Annotated in this window: 22 protein-coding genes; 8 read left to right on the forward strand and 14 right to left on the reverse strand. The window is 71.1% G+C overall.

Translation table 11 applies throughout. The features are described 5' to 3' along the window. The first annotated feature begins 25 nt into the window (after window positions 1-25). Window positions 26-430 carry a MerR family transcriptional regulator gene (locus tag BLW84_RS12105; protein ID WP_093264990.1) on the forward strand — a complete coding sequence of 135 codons (405 nt, stop codon included), beginning with the start codon at window positions 26-28 and terminating at the stop codon, window positions 428-430. A 15-nt stretch (window positions 431-445) separates the two neighbouring features. Here the strand turns inward: BLW84_RS12105 and BLW84_RS12110 are convergent, their stop codons facing one another. The 7 genes from BLW84_RS12110 to BLW84_RS12140 all read right to left on the reverse strand — a co-directional run bounded on the left by BLW84_RS12110 (window position 446) and on the right by BLW84_RS12140 (window position 9,088). Next, window positions 446-1,591: a sensor histidine kinase gene (locus BLW84_RS12110; RefSeq protein WP_093264992.1), complete on the reverse strand. Its 1,146-nt coding sequence runs from the start codon at window positions 1,589-1,591 to the stop codon at window positions 446-448. A 4-nt stretch (window positions 1,592-1,595) separates the two neighbouring features. Beyond that, window positions 1,596-2,282, reverse strand: coding sequence for a response regulator transcription factor (locus tag BLW84_RS12115; RefSeq protein WP_093264994.1), 687 nt, complete (start codon window positions 2,280-2,282; stop codon window positions 1,596-1,598). Window positions 2,283-2,364: 82 nt separating this feature from the next. Continuing rightward, on the reverse strand, window positions 2,365-3,009 hold the full coding sequence (locus BLW84_RS12120) for a class I SAM-dependent DNA methyltransferase (RefSeq protein WP_093265226.1): 645 nt from the start codon (window positions 3,007-3,009) through the stop codon (window positions 2,365-2,367). Between the two features lie 99 nt (window positions 3,010-3,108). Beyond that, window positions 3,109-5,043 carry a 1-deoxy-D-xylulose-5-phosphate synthase gene (gene dxs, locus BLW84_RS12125; protein ID WP_093264995.1) on the reverse strand — a complete coding sequence of 645 codons (1,935 nt, stop codon included), beginning with the start codon at window positions 5,041-5,043 and terminating at the stop codon, window positions 3,109-3,111. A 303-nt stretch (window positions 5,044-5,346) separates the two neighbouring features. Then, window positions 5,347-5,817 (reverse strand): hypothetical protein, encoded by a 471-nt coding sequence (locus tag BLW84_RS12130; RefSeq protein ID WP_093264997.1) that lies wholly within the window; start codon window positions 5,815-5,817, stop codon window positions 5,347-5,349. Between the two features lie 30 nt (window positions 5,818-5,847). Next, complete coding sequence (locus BLW84_RS12135) at window positions 5,848-7,089, reverse strand: class I SAM-dependent RNA methyltransferase (protein ID WP_093264999.1); 1,242 nt, start codon at window positions 7,087-7,089, stop codon at window positions 5,848-5,850. After that, the gene (locus BLW84_RS12140) at window positions 7,061-9,088 is read right to left on the reverse strand and encodes an APC family permease (protein WP_093265000.1); all 2,028 of its coding nucleotides are present in this window, start codon (window positions 9,086-9,088) and stop codon (window positions 7,061-7,063) included. The genes BLW84_RS12135 and BLW84_RS12140 overlap by 29 nt, the downstream gene beginning before the upstream one ends. 237 nt (window positions 9,089-9,325) lie before the next feature. On the opposite strand from BLW84_RS12140, the gene BLW84_RS12145 reads away from it, so the two are divergent. Next, the gene (locus BLW84_RS12145) at window positions 9,326-9,991 is read left to right on the forward strand and encodes a potassium channel family protein (protein WP_093265002.1); all 666 of its coding nucleotides are present in this window, start codon (window positions 9,326-9,328) and stop codon (window positions 9,989-9,991) included. Continuing rightward, entirely contained in the window at window positions 9,991-10,662 is a 672-nt protein-coding gene (locus tag BLW84_RS12150; protein ID WP_093265004.1) for a potassium channel family protein, read from the forward strand. Before BLW84_RS12145 ends, BLW84_RS12150 begins: the two co-directional genes overlap by 1 nt. 35 nt (window positions 10,663-10,697) lie before the next feature. On the opposite strand, the gene BLW84_RS12155 is transcribed toward BLW84_RS12150, so the two are convergent. The 4 genes from BLW84_RS12155 to dut form a co-directional block, all read right to left on the reverse strand. Beyond that, window positions 10,698-11,438 carry a DUF3159 domain-containing protein gene (locus BLW84_RS12155; protein ID WP_093265005.1) on the reverse strand — a complete coding sequence of 247 codons (741 nt, stop codon included), beginning with the start codon at window positions 11,436-11,438 and terminating at the stop codon, window positions 10,698-10,700. Beyond that, entirely contained in the window at window positions 11,435-11,812 is a 378-nt protein-coding gene (locus tag BLW84_RS12160) for an OB-fold nucleic acid binding domain-containing protein (protein ID WP_093265007.1), read from the reverse strand. Before BLW84_RS12160 ends, BLW84_RS12155 begins: the two co-directional genes overlap by 4 nt. A gap of 277 nt (window positions 11,813-12,089) precedes the next feature. Continuing rightward, window positions 12,090-12,713, reverse strand: a complete 624-nt coding sequence (locus BLW84_RS12165) for a DUF3710 domain-containing protein (protein ID WP_093265009.1) — start codon at window positions 12,711-12,713, stop codon at window positions 12,090-12,092. A 4-nt stretch (window positions 12,714-12,717) separates the two neighbouring features. Then, window positions 12,718-13,209 (reverse strand): dUTP diphosphatase, encoded by a 492-nt coding sequence (dut, locus tag BLW84_RS12170; RefSeq protein WP_093265010.1) that lies wholly within the window; start codon window positions 13,207-13,209, stop codon window positions 12,718-12,720. 24 nt (window positions 13,210-13,233) lie between these two features. Here dut and BLW84_RS12175 point away from each other — a divergent pair, with 24 nt between their 5' ends. After that, window positions 13,234-13,740 carry a DUF3093 domain-containing protein gene (locus BLW84_RS12175; protein ID WP_093265012.1) on the forward strand — a complete coding sequence of 169 codons (507 nt, stop codon included), beginning with the start codon at window positions 13,234-13,236 and terminating at the stop codon, window positions 13,738-13,740. Window positions 13,741-13,863: 123 nt separating this feature from the next. Here BLW84_RS12175 and BLW84_RS12180 read toward each other — a convergent pair whose 3' ends face one another. Further along, entirely contained in the window at window positions 13,864-14,163 is a 300-nt protein-coding gene (locus tag BLW84_RS12180; RefSeq protein WP_093265014.1) for a DUF4193 domain-containing protein, read from the reverse strand. Window positions 14,164-14,642: 479 nt separating this feature from the next. Between BLW84_RS12180 and cei the strand changes: the two genes are divergently transcribed. Further along, window positions 14,643-15,335, forward strand: coding sequence for an envelope integrity protein Cei (gene cei / locus BLW84_RS12185; RefSeq protein ID WP_281247386.1), 693 nt, complete (start codon window positions 14,643-14,645; stop codon window positions 15,333-15,335). Between the two features lie 65 nt (window positions 15,336-15,400). Here cei and BLW84_RS12190 read toward each other — a convergent pair whose 3' ends face one another. Then, window positions 15,401-16,231 carry an inositol monophosphatase family protein gene (locus tag BLW84_RS12190; protein WP_093265017.1) on the reverse strand — a complete coding sequence of 277 codons (831 nt, stop codon included), beginning with the start codon at window positions 16,229-16,231 and terminating at the stop codon, window positions 15,401-15,403. A gap of 64 nt (window positions 16,232-16,295) precedes the next feature. Between BLW84_RS12190 and ppgK the strand changes: the two genes are divergently transcribed. From ppgK to BLW84_RS12205, 3 genes are all read left to right on the forward strand, one after another. Beyond that, window positions 16,296-17,057 carry a polyphosphate--glucose phosphotransferase gene (gene ppgK / locus BLW84_RS12195; RefSeq protein WP_093265019.1) on the forward strand — a complete coding sequence of 254 codons (762 nt, stop codon included), beginning with the start codon at window positions 16,296-16,298 and terminating at the stop codon, window positions 17,055-17,057. Window positions 17,058-17,307: 250 nt separating this feature from the next. Continuing rightward, window positions 17,308-18,702: an RNA polymerase sigma factor gene (locus tag BLW84_RS12200; RefSeq protein WP_093265020.1), complete on the forward strand. Its 1,395-nt coding sequence runs from the start codon at window positions 17,308-17,310 to the stop codon at window positions 18,700-18,702. A gap of 465 nt (window positions 18,703-19,167) precedes the next feature. Continuing rightward, entirely contained in the window at window positions 19,168-19,353 is a 186-nt protein-coding gene (locus tag BLW84_RS12205; protein ID WP_093265227.1) for a DUF7455 domain-containing protein, read from the forward strand. Window positions 19,354-19,419: 66 nt separating this feature from the next. On the opposite strand, the gene BLW84_RS12210 is transcribed toward BLW84_RS12205, so the two are convergent. After that, window positions 19,420-20,637, reverse strand: a complete 1,218-nt coding sequence (locus BLW84_RS12210) for a cysteine desulfurase-like protein (RefSeq protein ID WP_093265021.1) — start codon at window positions 20,635-20,637, stop codon at window positions 19,420-19,422. Window positions 20,638-20,700: the final 63 nt, after the last annotated feature.

A 20,700-nucleotide genomic window follows, 5' to 3' on the forward strand; every position in this document is an offset into this window, starting at 1 on the left:
CCCCAGGCTGCGCCTTAATGTCGGCATGAAGTCAAGCGAGCACGAGCCGATGAGCATCGGTGGCCTCGCCGGTCGTTTCGGCCTGGCCACCCACGTCCTGCGCCATTGGGAGGCCATGGGGCTCCTCGCCCCCGCGCGCGACGCAGCCGGCCGCCGCCGCTACGACACCGCCGACCTCACCCGCGTCGCCGTCATCCTGCGCGCCAAGGAGGCCGGGCTCTCCCTCGACACCATCCGTTCGCTGGCCGCCGCCGGCGATCCCGTGAAGCGGAGGGACATCCTGCGGGCAGAGGCAGCGGCTCTCCGCTCCCGCATCGCCGCCGCGCAGGCGTCCCTCGAACTCATCGACTGCGCCCTCGGCTGCGATCACGAGGACGTCACCCGATGCGCCCACTTCCAGCAGGTGGTGGCGGATCGCATCGCCATCTGAGCACGTGCGCGACCGCTACGGCGCGGCGGGGAGCTGGACCGTGACCGCGAGGCCGCCGGCCGGGAGGGGTTGCGCCCGGACCCGGCCGTGGTGGGCCTTCGCCGCCGCTTGGACGATCGACAGGCCCAGGCCCGCGCCGTTCCTGGCCGTGCGCTGGACGCCGGCCCGACGGAACGGCTCGAAGAGCGATTCCACCTGGTCGGGTGGAACCTGCGGCCCGGACGACGCGATCCGCAGAGTCGTCCACTGTGGATCGCTTCCGGTGCTGATCTCCACCCAGCCGCCATCCACGTTGTGCCGCACCGCGTTCTCCAGCAGGTTGCCCGCGACGCGCTCCAGCAGCGCCGGATCACCGACGGCGAAAGCCGGTTCCTCGCAGCACTTGATGCGCAGCCCGCGCTGTCGCGCTTCCTGCTCGACCGCCCGCAGCGCGCGGCCCACGAGCTCCGTGAGGTCCACCGGCTCCCGCACCGCCAACTCCACGCCTTCGGTGCGGGCCAACAGGAGCAGGGCCTCCACCAGCCGCTCCGCGCGGGCCGTCGCCTCGCGGACCACATCGGCCATCCGGCGCAGCTCCGCCTCGTCGGCGTCCGGGTCGGACAGCGTGACGTCGAGTTCCGTGCGGATCACCGACAACGGCGTGCGCAGTTCGTGACTCGCGTTGGCCACGAACCGGCGCTGCGAGTCGAAAGCCGCCTGCAACCGGTCGAGCATCGCGTCGAAGGTGTCGGCCAGCTGGGCGACTTCATCGCGCGGGCCGCTCAGCGCGATCCGCTCGTCCAAGGACTCCGCGGACAACCGGTGCGCCGCGGCCGTCACGTCGTGCAGCGGGCGCAGGACCCGGCCGGTCACCGTCCACGCCAGCAGCGCTGCCGCCAGAACCACTGCTACGAAGGCGAATCCGCCGATCAACAGCACCTGCTGCCGCGCGGAGTCGCGCAGCGCCTCGCCCAGCATCTCGGCGGGCACGTCCACGCCGCGCACCCGGACCAGGGTGCCGACGGGCAGCCGGGGTACCGCGGCGACGACGTTGCCGACCAGCACCCAGCCCAGCCACAGCAGCAGCCCGCTCACCGCGGCGACCAGGGCCGTGGCCAGCAGCGTCAGCCGCGTTCGCAGTCCCGGACCGCGACGGGTGATCGATCGGGCGGCCGCGCGCATCGGCTCAGTCCCTGGCGTGCTCGGCGCCGCCCGCGGACGGCACCCGGTAGCCGGAGCCGACCACGGTTTCGATGATGCCCGGCTCCCCCAGCTTCTTGCGCAACGTCATCATCGTGACCCGCACCGTCGTGGTGAACGGGTCGGCGTTCTCGTCCCACACCCGTTCCAGCAGTTCCTCGGAGCTGACCACGCCACCACCGGCCGACAGCAGCACCTCCAGCACGCCGAACTCCTTGCGGGTCAGCTCCACCTCGCCGTTGTGCCGGTGCACGGTGCGCCGCGCGGAATCCAGCTCCAGCTCCAGCGCGGTGAGCAGCGGCGGCTGCGCCGGCGTGGCCCGCCGCCCCAGCGCCCGGACCCGGGCGATCAGCTCCGCGAACGCGAACGGCTTGGCCAGGTAGTCGTCGGCGCCCAGGGACAACCCGGCGACGCGGTCGGCGACGGTGCCGCTGGCGGTGAGCATCAGCACCCGGGTCAGCTCGCCGGAGGACACCAGCCGGCGGCACAGCTCGTCGCCGGACATGCCCGGCAGATCGCGGTCGAGCACCAGCACGTCGTAGCGGGTGATCGACGCCTTCTCCTGCCCGCTTTCGCCGTCGTAGGCGACGTCCACGGCCATGCCTTCCCGGCGCAGCCCGCGGGCTATCGCATCGGCCAGCGGCTTCTCGTCCTCGACGACCAGGATTCGCACCCGTTCACCCTGCCACAGCCCGGCGGCGGAGCCAGGGCGGATCGTTCAGCCGGCCCGCAGGACCTGGCCACCTGCAACGAGATCAGCGCCGGCGGCGCGCGAAAAGGACGGCCCCCGGGCGGTTCTCCTCCGGGGCGAGCAGCAGTTGGGCCTCGACCACGAATCCGGCGTCGCCCAGCCAGGCCGCCACTTCGGCAGGCCGGCGGCGGTGGACGTGGACCTTCATCGGATGGCCGCCGTAGCCCTCGGTCTTCAGCAGCGACTCGTCGCCGACGTGGAAGCCGAGCAGCAGCGGTCCGCCGGGGCGCAGCGCTCGCCGGAAGTGCTCGAAAACCGCGGGAACCGCATCATCGGGGACGTGGATCAGCGACCACCAGGCGAGGATGCCGGTGACCGAGGCGTCGGCGAGTGCGAGGTCCGTCATCGAGCCCACCTCGAACCGCAGGCCGGGGTAGTCGCGCCTGGCCATGTCGATCATCGCCGGTGAGAGGTCGATCCCGAAAGCATCGATGCCCAGCTCGTGCAGGTGGGCGGTGACGTGTCCCGGTCCGCAGCCCACGTCCGCCACCGGCCCGCCGTCGACGGCGCGCACCATGTCGGCGAACAACGCCAGAGCTGCTCGCAAGTAGGGGTTCTCGGACAGGGCGTCGCGCACCTGGTCGGCATAGCTGACCGCGACCGCGTCGTAGGAGGTCCGGGTGTCCGCCAGCCAGCCGTCCACGATCATGCCCGCCACAGTAGGCCATGATCACGACCGGGTCCGAGCCTCCGGCACGCCGAGCAGCCGGTGATCATCGACCGCTCGGCGCACCGCGGACTGGGCCGGTCAGCCGTTGGCGGCTTCCGGGCGGTCCGGGTCGGCCGCGACCCGCAGCTGAACCCGCCCGTCGCCGCGCTTGGCGACCCACTCGGTGATCCGGCGGGCGATGTCCTGCTCGGTGAGGCCGAGGTCAGCCAGCACCTCTTCGCGCGAGGAGTGCGTCAGGAAGCGGTTCGGCACCGCCAGGTCGCGCAGCGGCACGTCCAGCTCCGAGTCGCGCAGCGCCGCGGCCAGCGCCCAGCCGAACCCGCCGTGCCGTCCGCAGTCCTCCAGGGTGACCACCAGGCGGTGCTGCGCGGCCATCTCGACGACCTGCTCCGGCACCGGCACCACCCAGCGCGGGTCGACCACGGTCACCCCGATGCCCTGCGCGGCGAGCCGCTCCGCCGCGGCCACCGCCAGCTTGCCGAAGGCGCCGACCGCGACCAGCAGCACGTCGTTCGCGCCCGCCGAGCGGCTCAGCACGTCGACGCCGCCGACCCGCTCCACGGCCGGGATCTCCTCGATCACCGAGCCCTTGGAGAACCGCACCACGGTCGGGCCGTCGTCGACGGCGACCGCCTCGCGCAGCTCCTCGCGCAGCGTCACCGCGTCGCGCGGCGCGGCGACCTGGATGCCCGGGATCAGGCCCAGGATCGACAGGTCCCACATCCCGTTGTGGCTGGCGCCGTCGTCACCGGTGACGCCGGAGCGGTCCAGCGTGACCGTGACCGGCTGCTTGTGCAGCGCCACGTCCATCAGCAGCTGGTCGAACGCCCGGTTCAGGAACGTCGAGTACACCGCGAACACCGGGTGCAGGCCGCCCATCGCCATCCCGGCCGCCGCGGTCATGCCGTGCTGCTCGGCGATGCCCACGTCGATGCAGCGGTCCGGGTACGCCTCGCCGAACTTCTTCAGCCCGGTCGGGCCGAGCATCGCCGCGGTGATGGCCACCACGTCCGGCCGCTCGGCGCCGATGCGCACCAGCTCCTCGGCGTAGACGTCCGTCCAGCTCTTCGGGGCCGGCTTGGTCGGCAGCCCGGTCTCGGGGTCGATGACCTTGACCTGGTGCATCTGCTCGGCCTGGTCGTTCTCGGCCGGCGCGAACCCGTTGCCCTTGCGGGTCACCGCGTGCACGATCACCGGGCCGCCGAAGGACTTGGCCATCTGCAGCGCGTGCTCCATCGCGCGCAGGTCGTGGCCGTCGACCGGGCCCAGGTACTTGATGCCGAGGTCGGAGAACATCACCTGCGGGCTGATCGCGTCCTTGATGCCGCTCTTGGCCGCGTGCAGCCCGGTGTAGAGCGAGCGCCCGACGACCGGGAGGTTGCGCAGCGTGCGGCGGCCGCTCTCCAGCGCCTTCTCGTAGCTGGGGTTCAGGCGCAGCGCGGCGAGGTGCTCGGCGAGACCGCCGATCGTCGGCGCGTAGGACCGGCCGTTGTCGTTGACCACGATCACCACCGGACGCTCCTGGTCCGCGGCGATGTTGTTCAGCGCCTCCCAGCACATGCCGCCGGTGAGCGCGCCGTCGCCGACGATCGCCACCGCGTGCTGCGGCTTGCCGCCGAGCTGGAAGGAGCGGGCCAGGCCGTCGGCGTAGGACAGCGCCGTGGAGGCGTGGCTGTTCTCCACCAGGTCGTGGGTGCTCTCGGTGCGCGACGGGTAGCCGGAGAGGCCGTCGCGCTTGCGCAGCTGGTCGAATCCGCCCTGCCGACCGGTGATGATCTTGTGCACGTACGCCTGGTGCCCGGTGTCGAACACGATGGCGTCCTGCGGCGAGTCGAAGACCCGGTGGACGGCCAGGGTCAGCTCCACCGCGCCCAGGTTCGGCCCCAGGTGCCCGCCGGTGCGAGACACCTTCTCGATCAGGAACCGCCTGATCTCCGAAGCCAGTTGCGCCAGCTCAGGGTGCTTCAGGCGCTTGACGTCGGCCGGACTGTGCACGGACCCCAGCAGCGTCACCGTTCCACCTCACTCGTCGTGCCGGTCGGGTTCATTCGCATGCCGGGGCCGGGCTGGCTGCCTGGCTCCGCCGCGATGCATAGCGCGTCCCAGTCTACGGAGGGGCCTGCCGACGGCCCGGCGTGGTACGCGGCACCGTGCGTAACCGTGCGGACACCCTGAGCGCCACCTGCACATTCCTCCGGACTGCGGGGGTCAGCGGTGTCCCGCGGAGCGTCCGATGCGGCCGAAGCGATCGACCCGGCCCCGCGCGAACGGATTTCCGCCCTGCTCAACGGACCGCGACCAGCGCTGTGCGGATCGTCACCGCACGAGCGGCCGCCACTCGGGCAGCTCCGCGAGATCCTCCGCGAGCCTGGCGAACCGGCGGTGCGCCAGCACCGCCGGAGCGGGCGAGGCGATCACGGCGACCAGCGAGATCAGGCCGATCGGCGCGGCGGGCACGACGTTGACGATCGCCTGCGGCACGGCCGCGAGCAGCGCCCAGCCCGGCCAGCGGCGCGGCGTGCGGGAGTCGGCCAGCCACGCCGCCGCGGCGACCACGATCCAGCCCGCCGCCCACCCGGTGAAATAACCGGGCACGGTGGACGAACCGAGCAGCAGCAGACCGGCCGGGACGAGCACGATTCCCAGCGCCGCCAAAAGGAACGCGGTCGCCCGACGCCCTGGCACGGCGCCCGGCGCCGTCGTCCCTGTGCCCAGGACGGGCTGCACCGCGGTCCCGGAAACGGGCGGGGCCGGGAGGACCTCCGGCACGTGTTCGCGCTGCGTCATCTCATGAATCCCGTTCCCGGGCCGCCCGGCTCAGTCCGGATCGACCGGCTCCAGCAGCGCGATGCATTCGATGTGGTGCGTCATCGGGAACGCGTCGAATGCCTCCAGCTCGGTCATCCGGTAACCGCGCTCCGCGAACAGGCCGACGTCCCGCGCCAGAGCCGCCGGATCGCACGCGACGTGCACGATCCGCGCCGGGCGGCGCGCGGTCACCGACTCGACCACGTCCCGGCCCGCACCCTTGCGCGGCGGGTCCAGCACCACGACGTCCGGTGCCGACAGGTCCTCGTCGGTGGCCACCGCCTCGACCGTGCCCGCCCGGAACGACACCTGCGGCAGGTCCCGCAGGTTCGCCACCGCGTCCTCGACAGCGCGCTTCGACGACTCGACCAGCACCACCGAACCCGCCGGGCCGACCTGCTCGGCGAGCACGGCCGCGAACAGGCCGACCCCGCCGTAGAGGTCCCACGCCACGCCACCCACAGGCGCGGCCGCGAGCCGCGCGACGACCTCGGTGAAGGCGTCCGGAGCTGCCTTGTGCACCTGCCAGAAGCCCTGCACCTCGACGTCGAAGGACCGCCCGGCGGCGGATTCGCGGGCCACGCCGCTGCCCTGCACCTGCCGGGCGACGGCCCGCCCGTGCCGCCGCTGCGGCTTGTGGTCCACGGCCGTGACGTGCACGTCACCGGTCGAATCGGCGGCCACCGTCAGCTCCGCGCCCGGACGCCACCGGCGGTTCGTCACCTCGGCCAGCGCGCCCTCGACGGTGATCGGGCAGTCCTCCACCGGGATCACCCGGTGGCTGCGGTGCGCGCGGAACCCCGCCCGGCCCTTGCGGTCCACCGCCAGCCGCGACCGGCTGCGCCAGCGCAGCAGCCCGCCGGGCAGTTCCTGCACCCGGACCGGCCAGTCGATCCCGGCGATCCGCTGCAACTGCTCGGCGATCACCGCGGCCTTCAGCTCCCGCTGCGTCTCGCCGGAGGCGTGCTGCCAGTCACAGCCGCCGCACCGGTCGCGGCCGAGCGCCATGTCCGCCATCGGGCACGGCGGGCTGACCCGCCCCGGCGCCGCGGTCAGCACCTCGACGGCGTCCGCGCGGCAGAAGCCGCCGCCGGCGTCATCCGTGACCTCCGCGACGACGACCTCGCCGGGCAGCGCGTGGCGGACGAACACCACCCGGCCCTCGTACCGGGCCACGCAGTGCCCGCCGTGCGCTACCGGCCCGATCTCGACCTCCAGCCGCCTACCTGTCCAGTCCGGCCTTTCGGTCACTGTTCACCTTCCCGTTCGTACCCAGCCCGCGCCGGGCCGCGCCCGGCATCGAGGTGAGCTGCTTCTGGCGGACCCGCGCGGACGACTCCAGCTGCCACGGCACGCTGGTGACCATCACGCCCGGCTGGAACAGCAGGCGGCTCTTGAGCCGCAGCGCGCTCTGGTTGTGCAGCAGCTGCTCCCACCAGTGGCCGACGACGTATTCGGGGATGAACACGGTGACCACGTCGCGGGGGCTGTCCCGCCGGATCCGCTTGACGTATTCGAGCACCGGCCGGGTGATCTCCCGGTACGGCGACTCCAGCACCTTCAACGGTACCGGGAGATTCTCCGCCTCCCACTGCTTCGTCAGCTCGCGGGTGTCCTCGTCGTCCACGTTGACGGTGACGCCTTCGAGCGCGTCCGGCCGGGTGGCGCGGGCGTAGGCGATCGCGCGCATGGTCGGCAGGTGCAGCTTGGAGACCAGGATCAGCGCGTGGTTGCGCGACGGCAGCACCGCGTCCGCCTCCTGCTGCTTGAGCTCGTCGGCGACGCGGTCGTAGTGCCGGCGGATCGCGGTCATCAGCACGTAGATCGCGGCCATCGCGGCGATCGCGATCCAGGCGCCGTGGGTGAACTTGGTGATCAGCACGATCACCAGCACGCTGGACGTCATGAACAGGCCGAAGGAGTTGATCGCCTGCGCGCGGCGCATCCGCCGCCGGGCCTGCGGGTCGGTTTCCTTGCGCAGCAACCTGTTCCAGTGCCGGATCATGCCGCTCTGGCTGAGCACGAACGACACGAACACGCCGACGATGTAGAGCTGGATCAGCCGGGTCACCTCGGCCTCGAAGGCGAACACCAGGATGATCGCCCCGGCGGCCAGGAACAGGATGCCGTTGGAGAACGCCAGCCGGTCGCCGCGGGTGTGCAGCTGGCGCGGCAGGAACCGGTCCTGCGCCAGGATCGAACCCAGCACCGGGAAGCCGTTGAACGCGGTGTTGGCGGCCAGCACCAGGATCAGGCCGGTGAAGAACACCAGGTACCAGACGCCGGGCGCGAAGCCCGTGAACACCGCGCCGGCGAGCTGGGCGACCAGCGTCTTCTGCTCGTAGCCCGGCGGCGCGCCGATCAGCTGGTGCGCCGGGTCCTCCGCGATCACCGCGCCGCTCATCTGGGCCAGCACGATCAGGCCGAGGAACATCGCGATGGCGAAGCCGCCCATCAGCGCCAGCGTGGTGGCCGCATTGCGGGATTTCGGCTTGCGGAACGCGGGCACCCCGTTGCTGATCGCCTCGACACCGGTCAGCGCGGCGCTACCGGAGGAGAACGCCCGCAACACCAGGAACACGAACGCCACGCCGGCCATCTGGGTCTCGTCGGGCACGATCTGGAAGCCGGCGCTCTCGGCGCGCAGCTCGCGGCCGAGCACGAACGCCTGGAAGAACCCCCAGGCGATCATGCCGAGCACGCCGATGAGGAAGGCGTAGACCGGGACCGCGAACAGCGATCCGGACTCCCGGACGCCGCGCAGGTTCATGGCGGTCAGCAGCGCGATCGCCCCGACCGCGAACAGCACCTTGTGCTCGGCCACGAACGGGATGACCGATCCGATGTTCGCGGCGGCCGAGGAGATCGACACCGCGACGGTGAGGATGTAGTCGACCAGCAGGGCGCTGGCCACCACCAGGCCGAACCGGCGGCCGTGGTTGACGGTGGCGACCTCGTAGTCGCCGCCCCCGGAGGGGTAGGCGCGCACGTTCTGGCGGTAGGAGGCGACCACCGTGATCATCACGAGCGCGACGACGAGCCCGATCCACGGGCTCACCGCGAACGCCGACACACCGGCCGCTGAGAGCACCAGCAGGATCTCTTCAGGCGCGTACGCAACGCTGGACATCGCGTCCGATGAGAAAATCGGCAGGGCGATGCGCTTGGGCAGCAGCGTGTGCGAAAGGCGGTCGCTGCGGAACGGCCGACCTACGATCAACCGTTTCGCCGCGGTTGCGAGCTTGGACACGGCACAGAGCGTAAGCGCAAAGGCGGGTCGACTGACGACCCTGGCCTCCGGAATTGCTCTCAGGTCACATCCTGCACGCCGCCCTGCCCCCGGGGGCGTCTCACCCGGTACGGTGCACCAGCCTGGAACCGATGGGCGCGAACCGGATCGCATCCGCGCCCGTGCCGGTACGGTCGGCAGACGATCGCGAGGTCGTGGCCGGCAATCCCACACCCCCCGCAGCGAGGAGACAAGGTCGTGCACGTGGTGATCATGGGCTGCGGCCGGGTCGGGGCCTCCCTGGCCGCGGCCCTGCAACGGCTCGATCACACCGTGGCCGTGGTCGACAAGAACCCCCAGGCGTTCCACCGCCTGGGCAAGGACTTCCGCGGCCAGCAGGTCACCGGCAACGGCTTCGACCGGGACATCCTGGTCGAGGCGGGGATCGAGCGGGCGACCGCGTTCGCCGCGGTGTCCAACGGGGACAACTCCAACATCGTCTCGGCCAGGGTCGCCCGCGAGACCTTCGGCATCGAGCACGTCGTGGCGCGGATCTACGACCCCAAGCGAGCCGAGGTCTACCAGCGGCTGGGCATCCCGACGGTGGCCACCGTGCCGTGGACGACCGACCGGTTCCTGCGCATGCTGCTGCCCGAAGGCGTCGCCACCGCGTGGCGCGAGCCCTCCGGCACCGTCGCGGTCCTGCAGCTGCCGCTGAGCGACGGCTGGGTCGGCCGCCGCATCGCCGAGCTGGAGTCCACCACCGGTGCCCGGGTCGCGTTCATCATGCGGTTCGGCAACGGCGTGCTGCCGGACGCCAAGACCGTCATCCAGGCCGACGACACCGTCTACGTGGCGGCGCTGTCGGGCACCGTCACCGACGTCACGGCGGCGGCCCGCCGCACACCCGAGGAGAGCGAGTAATGCGCATCGCGATCGCGGGCGCCGGCGCGGTCGGCCAGTCCATCGCGCGGGAGCTGCTCGAAGGCGACCACGAGGTCCTGCTGATCGAGCGGAGCATCCAGAACTTCCACCCGAAGAACATCCCCGGTGCGGAGTGGATGCTCGCCGACGCCTGCGAGCTGGCGTCGCTGGAGGAAGCCGGGCTGGAGTCCTGCGACGTGGTCATCGCGGCCACCGGTGACGACAAGGTCAACCTGGTGGTGTCGCTGCTGTCGAAGACGGAGTTCGCGGTGCGCCGCGTGGTGGCCCGCGTCAACGACCCGCTCAACGAGTGGCTGTTCACCGAGGCCTGGGGCGTCGACGTGGCGGTGTCCACGCCGCGGATGCTGGCCGCGATGGTGGAGGAAGCGGTCAACGTCGGCGACCTGGTGCGGCTGATGACGCTGCGGCAGGGCCAGGCCAACTTGGTCGAGGTGACGCTGCCGGATTCCACGCCGCTGGCGGGGCGCCGGGTCCGCGACCTGAACCTGCCGTCCGACGCGGCGCTGGTCACCATCCTGCGCGGCGGCCGGGTGATCGTGCCGCAGGCCGACGACCCGCTGGAAGCCGGCGACGAGATGCTGTTCGTGGCCATCGCGGACGTCGAGCAGCAGATCCGCGCGATCATCCACGACCGCCGGCCCACCGACTGACGGGATTCCCGGCTCGGCCGCGGGCCGAGCCGGGGTCAGCCCAGCGAAGGCTTGGAGTCGACGGCGCCGGGCTCCGGCAGGGCTTCGGTCTTCGCCTGCTTGGCGACCTTCGAAGCGCGGCGGATCGCCCACACCGTGACGAGCAGCGCCAGGCCGGTCAGCGGGTAGCCCATCGCGATCCGCGCGAACGCCAGCCAGCCGGTCTGGTCGGAGTCGTACAGCCACTGCTGCACCACGTACTTCGCCGCGAACACCACGGTCCAGGCCAGCGTCGCCAGGTCGTAGCCGCGCAGCGCCCGGCGCTGCTTGCGCCAGGAGAAGCCCAGCCCGTTCAGCGCCGACCAGGCCACACCCACCAGCGGCCAGCGGGCCAGCACCGACACCAGGAACACGCCGCCGTAGATCAGGCTCGTCCAGATGCCCAGCAGGAAGAAGCCCTTGGCGTCACCCGAGCGGTAGGCGATGAACGAGCACACCGCCACCCCGAGCACGCCGGAGATGGCGGGCTGCAGCGGCTCCTTGCGCACCAGCCGGAAGATCGCGATCGCGATCGCGACACCGATCGCCGACCAGATCGCCGGCATCAGCGAGGTGAAGGAGCTGATCAGCACGAAGACCACGATCGGGACCGCGGAGTAGGCCAGCCCGCCGACGCCGCCCATCTGTTCGAGCAGGGTCTTCTCGGGATCGCCGCCCCGCTGCGCGGTCGGGTCCTGCTGGTTCTCGGCCGCGTCCTGGGCGGTCGGCCCGGCGGCGGATGCGTCGCGTTCGCTCATGCGGTGTTCTGCAACTCGTAGTAGGGGTTGTAAAGCACCTTGCGGCCGTCGCGGACCGCGATCCGGCCCCGGGCCTTGATGATCCGCCCGGGTTCGATGCCGGCGATCCGGCGGCGCCCGAGCCAGACCAGGGTCACGTCCTCGGTGCCGTCGTACAGCTCGGCCTCCAGCGTCGGTGCCGACGCCTTCGGGCACAGGCCCACGCTGCGCACCCGACCGAGCACCACGGCCTCCTGCCCGCACTGGCAGTCGCTGGCGCGCTGGGCTCCGCCCGCTTGGGACCGCTCCGAGAGGTCATCGGCGTCCAACTCGGCGACGTCGCTGGTCAAGCGGCGTACGAGGCGACGCCAGTAGCCGCCGTCGGTCTTGCTCATCTAGCGCTCCCGTGCGCTTCCGGGGCTCGACTCGAAGCCCGTGCACCCCCAGCGTAGCCGTCCAGAACGGCGTAGTCGCGGGCCCGGCGGGATAACCGACTTGACCCGCCCGATCGGCTAAACCTTGATCAACACGGCCACGCTGGGTGTTCGGCTTCGCACTGGTTCTTTCCGGTGAAAAGCGAAAAATTCCCGCACCGAACTGATCCGAGCGCGGCTGCGGCGAAATCGCCTCGGGCGCCATGCCGGTCTCCGGCGGCGCCCGAGGCCGGCTCCCCTAGCCCTGCTGGCCGTTGTTCTGGGCCTGCTGGATGTGGCGCAGGATCGCCTCCGGCAGCTGGATCGGCAGCGGCGTGCGCACCGGCAGCGGCTCGTCGCCGCGGACCACGACGGTTTCGTCGAGGACGGCGTACAGCAGCTTCGCGCACTCCTCGGCGTGCTCCGCCGGCCCGGCCGCGACGCCGCGCAGCAGCCAGCGCGGCCCGTCGACCCCGACGAACCGCAGCGCCGCGTTCGGCGAGTCCGCCACCAGTTCCGGGCCCCAGTCGCCCTCTTCGGCGTACACCCGGGCACCGTCCTTGCGCAGCTGCTCGGCGAGCTCGGCGCTGACCTCGGTCCACAGCCCGCTGCTGCGCGGCGCCGCGAACGCACTGACGGTCAACCGGCCGACCGGCGTGACCAGGTGCACGGCGCGCACCGGCCCGGCCGGGTCGACCTCGACCTGCAGCTGGCCGCCCTCGGGCACCGGCAGCCGCACCGAACCGAGGTCGAGCCGCTCGACCTCGTCGTCGGGCGCCTCGCCCGAGTCGAACGGGCCGCCCTCCACGACTTCCGCTTCCTCGGCGCTCAGCGCCTCGTCCGCGGCCTCACGTTCGCCCCGTTTCCGGCCCCACCCGAACATCCCCTCAGACCTCCGTCCTGTGACCGGCCTCGGCCCCCGAGACCGCCAGCACCTCGTGCCCGCCGGTGGACCCGTAGCCCCCGGCACCCCGCTGCGACGCAGGCAGCTCGTCGACCTCCTGGAACACCGCGTGCTCGACCTTCTGCACCACGAGCTGGGCGATCCGGTCGCCGCGCCGCAGCGACAGCGGTTGTGCACGATCATGATTGATCAGGCAGACCTTGACCTCACCGCGGTACCCGGAATCCACCGTGCCGGGCGCGTTGACCACGCTCAACCCCGCCTTGGCCGCCAGGCCCGAGCGCGGGTGCACGAAACCCGCGTAGCCCTCGGGCAGGGCCAGCGCGATCCCCGTGCCCACCACGACGCGTTCGCCGGGTTCGAGCACCACGTCACTGGTGGTCACCAGATCCGCACCGGCGTCGCCTGGTTTCGCGTATGCGGGCAGCGGCACATCGGGGTCAAGTCGGGTCAGCAGGACCTTCACGTTCGACACGGGCGGCGAGACTACCCTGAACGCGTGTCGGAAAGCGTAGAAGCAGCCAGCGTCGCCGGGGACTTGCCCGGTCAGGCGAACTCGAAGGGGCGTCCCGTGTTCCGCGAGCGGTTGTACACGTCCTGGTGGGCATGGCCGCTGCCGGTCATCGGAGCCGCGATCATGGCCGCCACGGTGCACATGGGCTACCCGGGCGTGCGCGCATGGCTGCCTTACGCCGTGCTCATCCCGCTGGCCATCGCGATCCCGCTCTGGATGGGTCGCACCAAGATCGAGGTCCTCGACGACGAGCTCTGGGTGGGCGATGCGCACCTGCCGCTGCGGTTCGTCGAGGACGCGGAGGTCATCGCCCCCGCCGAGCAGCGCCGGGCGCTCGGCCCGGACCTGGACCCGGCGGCGTTCATGGTGCACCGGTCGTCGATCCGCACCTCGGTGCGGATCTGGCTGAACGACCCGGACGACCCCACGCCGTACTGGGTGATCAGCACCCGCCGCCCCGAGCGGCTCGTCGCCGCCCTGAAGAAGCCCTGACCACCCGGCTCCCCGCCGGAGAGCAGGTCCGACCGGCCGGCGGGGCCGCGAAAGACAACTGGGCACACGCCGTCAGCGTGTGCCCAGCCACTTCCCGGTCTCGTCGACTCCTGGCCGCCTGGATCAGGCGGCGCAGTCGCGGCAGACGAACTGGCCGTTACGAGTTTCGGCCAGCCGGCTGCGGTGGTGGACGAGGAAGCAGCTCGAGCAGGTGAACTCGTCAGCCTGCTTCGGGAGCACCTTGACGGTCATCTCCTCGCCGGACAGGTCCGCGCCCGGCAATTCGAAGTTCTCCGCGATCGCCCCTTCGTCCTCGTCGACGACGCCGGATTGCGCATCGTTGCGTCGCGCCTTCAGCTCCTCCAACGAGTCCTCTGCCAAGTCTTCGGACTCGCGGCGCGGAGCGTCGTAGTCGGTCGCCATCGTGATTCACCCCTGCGTTAGTGGAGACTGCAATGGTGTGCCGCTGGTAAACGTTCCAGGACCAGGATTTGTGCCCGTTGGCGCAGTGATCGTGGTCTCGCCCTGCAACGCGTTCAGTTCCCCCGTAATGAGCGACTCGCCTCATCCGGCACTCCGTGAGGCGCCGAGAGGGTAGCTCATGCCGAGTCCGCGCACGCATCAGGTCACCCATAGGTGTGGTGTTCGCTGCATCCGCAGACCGCCGAAGATCAATCCCCGGATGCCGCCCGGTCGCCTTCTTCGGTTGCCCGGCACCTCGCCCCGCGAAGCGGTGCCCAGGAAGTTCTTCCCTCGGCATCGATTCAGCGGCCCGCTGCGGACGGCTCCGACATGGTGGGGACGTCCAGCGCCGCACGGCGCCGGTTGTGCGCCTAGGCTGATCTAGTGAAGACGGGCGCACGCTGGTCGAAGCATCCAGGAAGGGGCGGGACGTGTCAGCCGTGAGTGCAAGGTCGGGTCGACGAGCCCGGTACCGACGGCGTCGGCCGGTGCCCGCCCTGGTGGTGCTGGTCGCGCTCGTGCTGCTGTCGGGCCTGCTGTGGACCCGGGTCTTCGACTCGGTGAAGGACATCGAGGCAGCGACGACCTGCAACCCGCCCAGCACACCGACGGCCGCGCCGCAGGGCGACGCCGCGCCGGAGCCGGTTCCGCTGGGATCGATGCTGCCGCGCGACGCGCTGGACTCGACCAACCCGATCCCGCAGCAGGACGTGCAGGTGCGAGTGCTCAACGGCAACGGCGAGGCCCGGCAGGCTTCGCTGGTCGGCGACGAGCTCGCCAGCCTCGGCTTCGCCAAGGGCGGCGCGGACAACGACCCGGTCTACGTCAACTACGACCTGAAGTGCCATGGCCAGATCCGCTTCGGCGGCGCCGGGGTGAGCGCGGCGCGGACGCTGAGCCTGATCGTGCCGTGCGCCCAGCTGGTGCGCGACGAGCGCCAGGACGCCTCCGTCGACCTCGCGCTGGGGTCGGCCTTCAAGGACATCAAGACCACCTCGGAGGCCAAGCAGGTCCTCCAGGAGCTGGAGAACTGGGTGCCCCAGCGGAACCACCAGGACGGCGCCAACCAGGAGGTCACCCCGCCGCAGATCAGCAACGACCTCCTCAACAAGGCCCGCGACGTGCACTGCTGACGACGCTTGAAAGGCGCCTGCGACCACAACCGGTCGCAGGCGCCTTCCGCGTCTCAGGGCCGCCGTCAGACGCGACCGGCGTCCGCGCGGAGCAGCGCTTCGGTCAGCTCGCCCGCGATGCCCGGCGCGGCGCAGACGATCATCCCGTCGCCCAGCCCGTCCGTCGTCCCCTTCGCCGGCAGCCGCAGCTGGGCGCCGGCCTCAGCCGCGACCAGCGCGCCCGCCGCCCAGTCCCACCGGTTGAGCCCGACCTCGAACATGCCGTCCAGCCAGCCCGCGCCGACCGCGCACAGGTCCAGCGACGCCACCCCGGCCCGCCGGATGTCGCGCACCTGGCCCAGCAGCCGGCCGAGCACTTCGGCCTGCGCCGTGCGGCGCTCCACCGCGTAGGCGAATCCGGTGCCGATCAGCGACAGGTCGAGCCGGTCGGCGGACGAGACCCGGAGGCGGTGGCCGTCCAGGAACGCGCCGTGCCCGGCCGCGGCGCTCCACACCCGGCCGGACACGGGTTCCACCACCGCGCCCGCCACCGAAACCCCGTCGAGCTGCGCCGCCAGCGACACCGAGTACCAGGGGAAGCCGTACAGGTAGTTGACCGTGCCGTCGATCGGGTCCACGACCCAGCGCAGCCCGTCCAACGCGCCTTCGCCGCCTTCCTCCTCGCCCAGCACCGATTCGCCGGGGCGCAACTCCGCCAGCCGCTCCCGCACGAGCCGCTCCACCGCGCGATCACCTGCGGTGACGACGTCGGTCTCGGTACTCTTCGTGTCTACCGCACCATCGGTGACGGCTTCGTCACGCACCGTGCGCGCCAGTTCCGCGGCTTCGCGGGCGATCCGCACCGCTACCTGGCACAAGGCTTTTGCGTCTACTTCTGCTGCCAATCCCACGTACACATCGCAACACAACCCGGTTAAGGTCTGCACACCTTCATCTGAATCGAATAGGAAGGATTCAGCCATGGCGACTGCCCGCGGTTTCGGCGTGGACATCGGCGGGTCCGGCATCAAGGGATGTCCGGTCGACATCGACGGTGGCGTGCTGGCCGAGGAGCGGATGCGGATCCCCACCCCGCAGCCCTCGACCCCGTCCGCCGTGGCGGACGCCGTGGCGGAGATCGTCGAGAAGTTCTCCTGGACCGGCCCGGTCGGCATCACCCTGCCCTGCGTGATCAAGGACGGCACCGCGCTCACCGCGGCGAACATCGACAAGGGCTGGATCGGTACCGACGCCCAGGAGCTGTTCGCCGAGCGGCTCGGCCGCACCCGGGACGACGTGCTGGTGCTCAACGACGCGGACGCGGCAGGCACCGCCGAGATGCGCTCCGGGGCCGGCGCCGGGCACCGCGGCCTGGTGGTGGTGCTGACCTTCGGCACCGGCATCGGCAGCGCGATGTTCATCGACGGAAAGCTGGTGCCCAACACCGAGTTCGGGCACATCGAGGTGGACGGCCACGACGCGGAGAAGCAGGCCGCGGCCTCCGTCAAGGACGACCTGGAGCTGACCTACGAGGAGTGGGCGCCACGGGTCAGCAACTACATCCAGGCGCTGGAGAAGTTCCTCTGGCCGGACCTGATCATCGCCGGCGGCGGGGTCAGCAAGAAGGGCCACAAGTGGATTCCGCGGCTGGAGACCCGCACGCCGGTGGTCGCCGCGGCGCTCCGCAACGACGCGGGCATCGTCGGCGCCGCGACGGCGGCCGCGACCAGGCACAACGACTGATCTTCCGGCCGCCTAGCACATCGCGGGACGCGCGGACTCCGCCTTGCAGCGGAACCGCACCCCCGCATCGCGGCTACAATGGAACACGGCCCACTTGATTCGAAGTCCTCGTCGAGGAAACACCGAGGCAGGCACCGGGTGATTCCTCAGCAGCCGCAGGGCTGGATCCAGTGGGTTGTTCCCCGACCTTCGGCGGCCGAGGTTTCGCGCCCTCCGGCCTGCCCTGATCGACCGTCGCGAAAGGGCGTACGTGGCAGCCGCAGAAACAGCAACCCGACGCTCCGCTGCAACAACCGGCGGTGCCCAGTCCCAGTCGGGCCAGTCCCAGGCCACCCCAGGTTCGGAGGCGGCTGCTTCGTCTGACACCGAGCAGACGAAGTCCACCGCCGCGAGCAAGAGCCCTGCCAAGAGCTCGACGGGGGCGAAGCCGACGGCCCGCAAGACCACCGCCGCGAAGTCGGCGGGGGCCAAGAAGGGCGCCAAGGCCCCGGCGAAGAAGTCGACGAAGTCGGCCTCCGCCAAGGGCAGCGGCGAGGGCATGGAGATCGACGAACCGATCGAGACCGACCTGACGTCCCCGGACGTCGGCGACCTCGCCGACGTCGAGGTGGAAATCCCGGAAGAGCCCGTTCCGGAGGAGGAGACCAAGGAGTCCGGCGACTTCGTCTGGGACGAAGAGGAATCCGAGGCGCTCCGGCAGGCTCGCAAGGACGCCGAACTGACGGCCTCCGCCGACTCGGTCCGCGCGTACCTGAAGCAGATCGGCAAGGTCGCGCTGCTCAACGCCGAAGAAGAGGTCGAGCTGGCCAAGCGCATCGAGGCCGGGCTCTACGGCGCGGAGCGGCTGCGGCAGGTCGAAGAGGCCGGCGAGCAGCTGACCACCCAGATGCGCCGCGACCTGCGCTGGATCGTGCGCGACGGTGAGCGGGCGAAGAACCACCTGCTGGAGGCGAACCTCCGCCTGGTCGTCAGCCTGGCCAAGCGCTACACCGGCCGCGGCATGGCGTTCCTGGACCTGATCCAGGAGGGCAACCTCGGCCTGATCCGCGCGGTGGAGAAGTTCGACTACACCAAGGGTTACAAGTTCTCCACCTACGCGACCTGGTGGATCCGGCAGGCCATCACCCGCGCCATGGCCGACCAGGCCCGCACCATCCGCATCCCGGTGCACATGGTCGAGGTCATCAACAAGCTCGGCCGCATCCAGCGCGAGCTGCTGCAGGACCTGGGCCGCGAGCCCACGCCCGAAGAGCTCGCCAAGGAAATGGACATCACCCCGGAGAAGGTGCTGGAGATCCAGCAGTACGCCCGGGAACCCATCTCCCTGGACCAGACGATCGGCGACGAGGGCGACAGCCAGCTCGGCGACTTCATCGAGGACTCCGAGGCGGTCGTCGCGGTCGACGCGGTGTCCTTCACGCTGCTGCAGGACCAGCTGCAGTCGGTGCTGGCCACGCTGTCCGAGCGCGAGGCCGGCGTGGTCCGGCTGCGGTTCGGGCTCACCGACGGCCAGCCGCGCACGCTGGACGAGATCGGCCAGGTCTACGGGGTGACCCGGGAGCGGATCCGGCAGATCGAGTCCAAGACGATGTCGAAGCTGCGCCACCCGTCCCGGTCCCAGGTGCTCCGCGACTACCTGGACTGACGAACACGGCACCGAGGGCCGCCGACCGATCCGGTCGGCGGCCCTCTTCGCGTCCGCGGCGGCGCTTTCGGGTCCGAAAACGCCGAAAATCGGTCCGCCTGGTGGGATTTCCTGTTCGCTTCCAGCGGAAATAGCGACCCCACAACGGCGCCCGATCTGTGATCTGAAACACCGTATGCCCGATTGTCGATCGACTCCGCTTCCGCGCCGCCCGGCCCGCGAGGACTCATTTTCCCATGTCACAAGGCTTTTCGCGGTGTTGATCACGCTCCGCGAGCGGCGCTGCTGCAACCGGGTGCTTCATCGTGACGACCGTCGCCACCCGGCGCGGGAACACTGACTCCGGCCCAAGCGTCTGGAAGAGTGGAGCCACGAGCACCGCTCCCGCAGCCAGTGGGCCAACGGTGGTCGTAGCAGGATCGAGGGCGTCGGGTGATTCCGACGCCGGGACGGAGGGAGATCACGATGCCGGGAACGCTCACCCGCCCCGAGCTGACCGCCGCCGACCGCTGCGACCGCTGCGGGGCCGCTGCGAAGCTTCGCGCCGTATTGCCATCCGGTAGCGAGCTTCTGTTCTGCGGGCACCACGCCCGTGCGTACGAGGCCGGGCTGCGCGACGCGCAAGCTGACCTCCAGCAGGACGAGCAGTAAACACCCGTCAGACCGACAAGACCGTGCCCCCGCAGGGAACCCTGCGGGGGCATGGTCGTTTTCCGGCTAGCGGCGTCCGCTGATCTCCGCCAAGGCGTCGAGCAGCCGCCGCACCTCGGCTTGGCTCGTGTAGTGCGAGAGGCTGGCCCGCACGCCGCCCGTCGGGCCGATGCCGAGGGCGTGCACCGTCTCCCAGGCGTAGGAATGGCCGTGCGAGACGTTCAGACCGCTCTCAGCCAGCTGCTCTGCCACGTCCGAGGGTTCCTTGCCCGGAAGCCCGAAGAACGCCGTAGGAGTGCATGAGCCCTGCGGAGCGCCGTAGCGCACTACGCCGTCCAGAGCCGCTAGACCGTCGAACAGCTCCTTTGCCAGTTCGCCCTCGTGGGCCTGCACGGACCGGCGGGAGACCGCCAGCCGCTCGGCGCGGCTGCCGTCTGCGTCGCTGTCCAGGCCGGCCAGGTGCTCCACGGCGGCCACCACGCCGGCCATCGCGGCGAACGGGTTGGTGCCGAGCTCGAACCGCTCCGGCGAGGTGTCCGGCGACGGCGCCAGCTTGTCCGGGTGCAGGTTCTCCAGCGACCACGGGTCGGCGGCCACCACCGCGGCCAGGTGCGGGCCAGCCCACTTGTAGGCGCTGGTCGCGTAGAGGTCCGCGCCGAGCTCATCGAGCCGCACGTGGGCGTGCGGGCAGTGCTGCACCCCGTCGACGTAGGACACGGCGCCGACCTGCCGGGCCCGGTCGGTGATCGCCCGCAGGTCCGGCATGATGCCCAGCACGTTGGAGGCCGCCGTGACGGCGACCAGCTTGGTGCGCTCGCCGATGAGGCCGGTGACGTTCTCGACGGGCAGCTCCCCCGTCGCCGGGTCCAGTTCCGCCATCCGGACGGCGGCGCCCGCGCGCTGCGCGTGCTGCACCCAGGGCCGCACGTTGGCGTCGTGGTCCAGCTGGGTCACCACGATCTCGTGGCCGGGACGCCAGCCGGCCGCGAACACGTCGGCGAACCGGTAGGTCAGGGCGGTCATGCTCGGGCCGAACGCCACGCACCCGGGCTCCGGGGCGCCGACCAGGTCGGCGACGGCCGCCCGCGCCTCGGCGACGATCCCGGCGGAGCGCCGGCTGGACTCGTACGGGCCGCCCACGTTGGACGTGCCCACCCGGTAGGCGTCGCTCACCGCTTCGATCACCGACTGCGGGACCTGGGTGCCCGCCGCGCCGTCCAACCACGCCCGACCGTCCGCCAGCGCCGGGTACTGGGCCCGGATCTTCTCCACGTCGAAAGCCATGTCCCGACCCTATGAGACCCGGATCGACGACCAAACCGATCGCGCTGCGCCGTTCGGGGCGAT

The organism is Saccharopolyspora shandongensis, from assembly GCF_900106995.1.
GTDB lineage: Bacteria > Actinomycetota > Actinomycetes > Mycobacteriales > Pseudonocardiaceae > Saccharopolyspora > Saccharopolyspora shandongensis.

Excerpts from the sequence above, each read along its gene's own strand:
- BLW84_RS12210 (WP_093265021.1), bottom strand. The coding sequence starts at position 20,637 with ATGGCTTTCGACGTGGAGAAGATCCGGGCCCAGTACCCGGCGCTGGCG.
- BLW84_RS12110 (WP_093264992.1), bottom strand. The coding sequence starts at position 1,591 with ATGCGCGCGGCCGCCCGATCGATCACCCGTCGCGGTCCGGGACTGCGA.
- BLW84_RS12205 (WP_093265227.1), top strand. The coding sequence starts at position 19,168 with ATGCCGGGAACGCTCACCCGCCCCGAGCTGACCGCCGCCGACCGCTGC.
- BLW84_RS12165 (WP_093265009.1), bottom strand. The coding sequence starts at position 12,713 with ATGTTCGGGTGGGGCCGGAAACGGGGCGAACGTGAGGCCGCGGACGAG.
- ppgK (WP_093265019.1), top strand. The coding sequence starts at position 16,296 with ATGGCGACTGCCCGCGGTTTCGGCGTGGACATCGGCGGGTCCGGCATC.
- BLW84_RS12180 (WP_093265014.1), bottom strand. The coding sequence starts at position 14,163 with ATGGCGACCGACTACGACGCTCCGCGCCGCGAGTCCGAAGACTTGGCA.
- BLW84_RS12155 (WP_093265005.1), bottom strand. The coding sequence starts at position 11,438 with ATGAGCGAACGCGACGCATCCGCCGCCGGGCCGACCGCCCAGGACGCG.
- BLW84_RS12120 (WP_093265226.1), bottom strand. The coding sequence starts at position 3,009 with ATGATCGTGGACGGCTGGCTGGCGGACACCCGGACCTCCTACGACGCG.
- BLW84_RS12130 (WP_093264997.1), bottom strand. The coding sequence starts at position 5,817 with ATGACGCAGCGCGAACACGTGCCGGAGGTCCTCCCGGCCCCGCCCGTT.
- BLW84_RS12160 (WP_093265007.1), bottom strand. The coding sequence starts at position 11,812 with ATGAGCAAGACCGACGGCGGCTACTGGCGTCGCCTCGTACGCCGCTTG.
- BLW84_RS12105 (WP_093264990.1), top strand. The coding sequence starts at position 26 with ATGAAGTCAAGCGAGCACGAGCCGATGAGCATCGGTGGCCTCGCCGGT.
- BLW84_RS12150 (WP_093265004.1), top strand. The coding sequence starts at position 9,991 with ATGCGCATCGCGATCGCGGGCGCCGGCGCGGTCGGCCAGTCCATCGCG.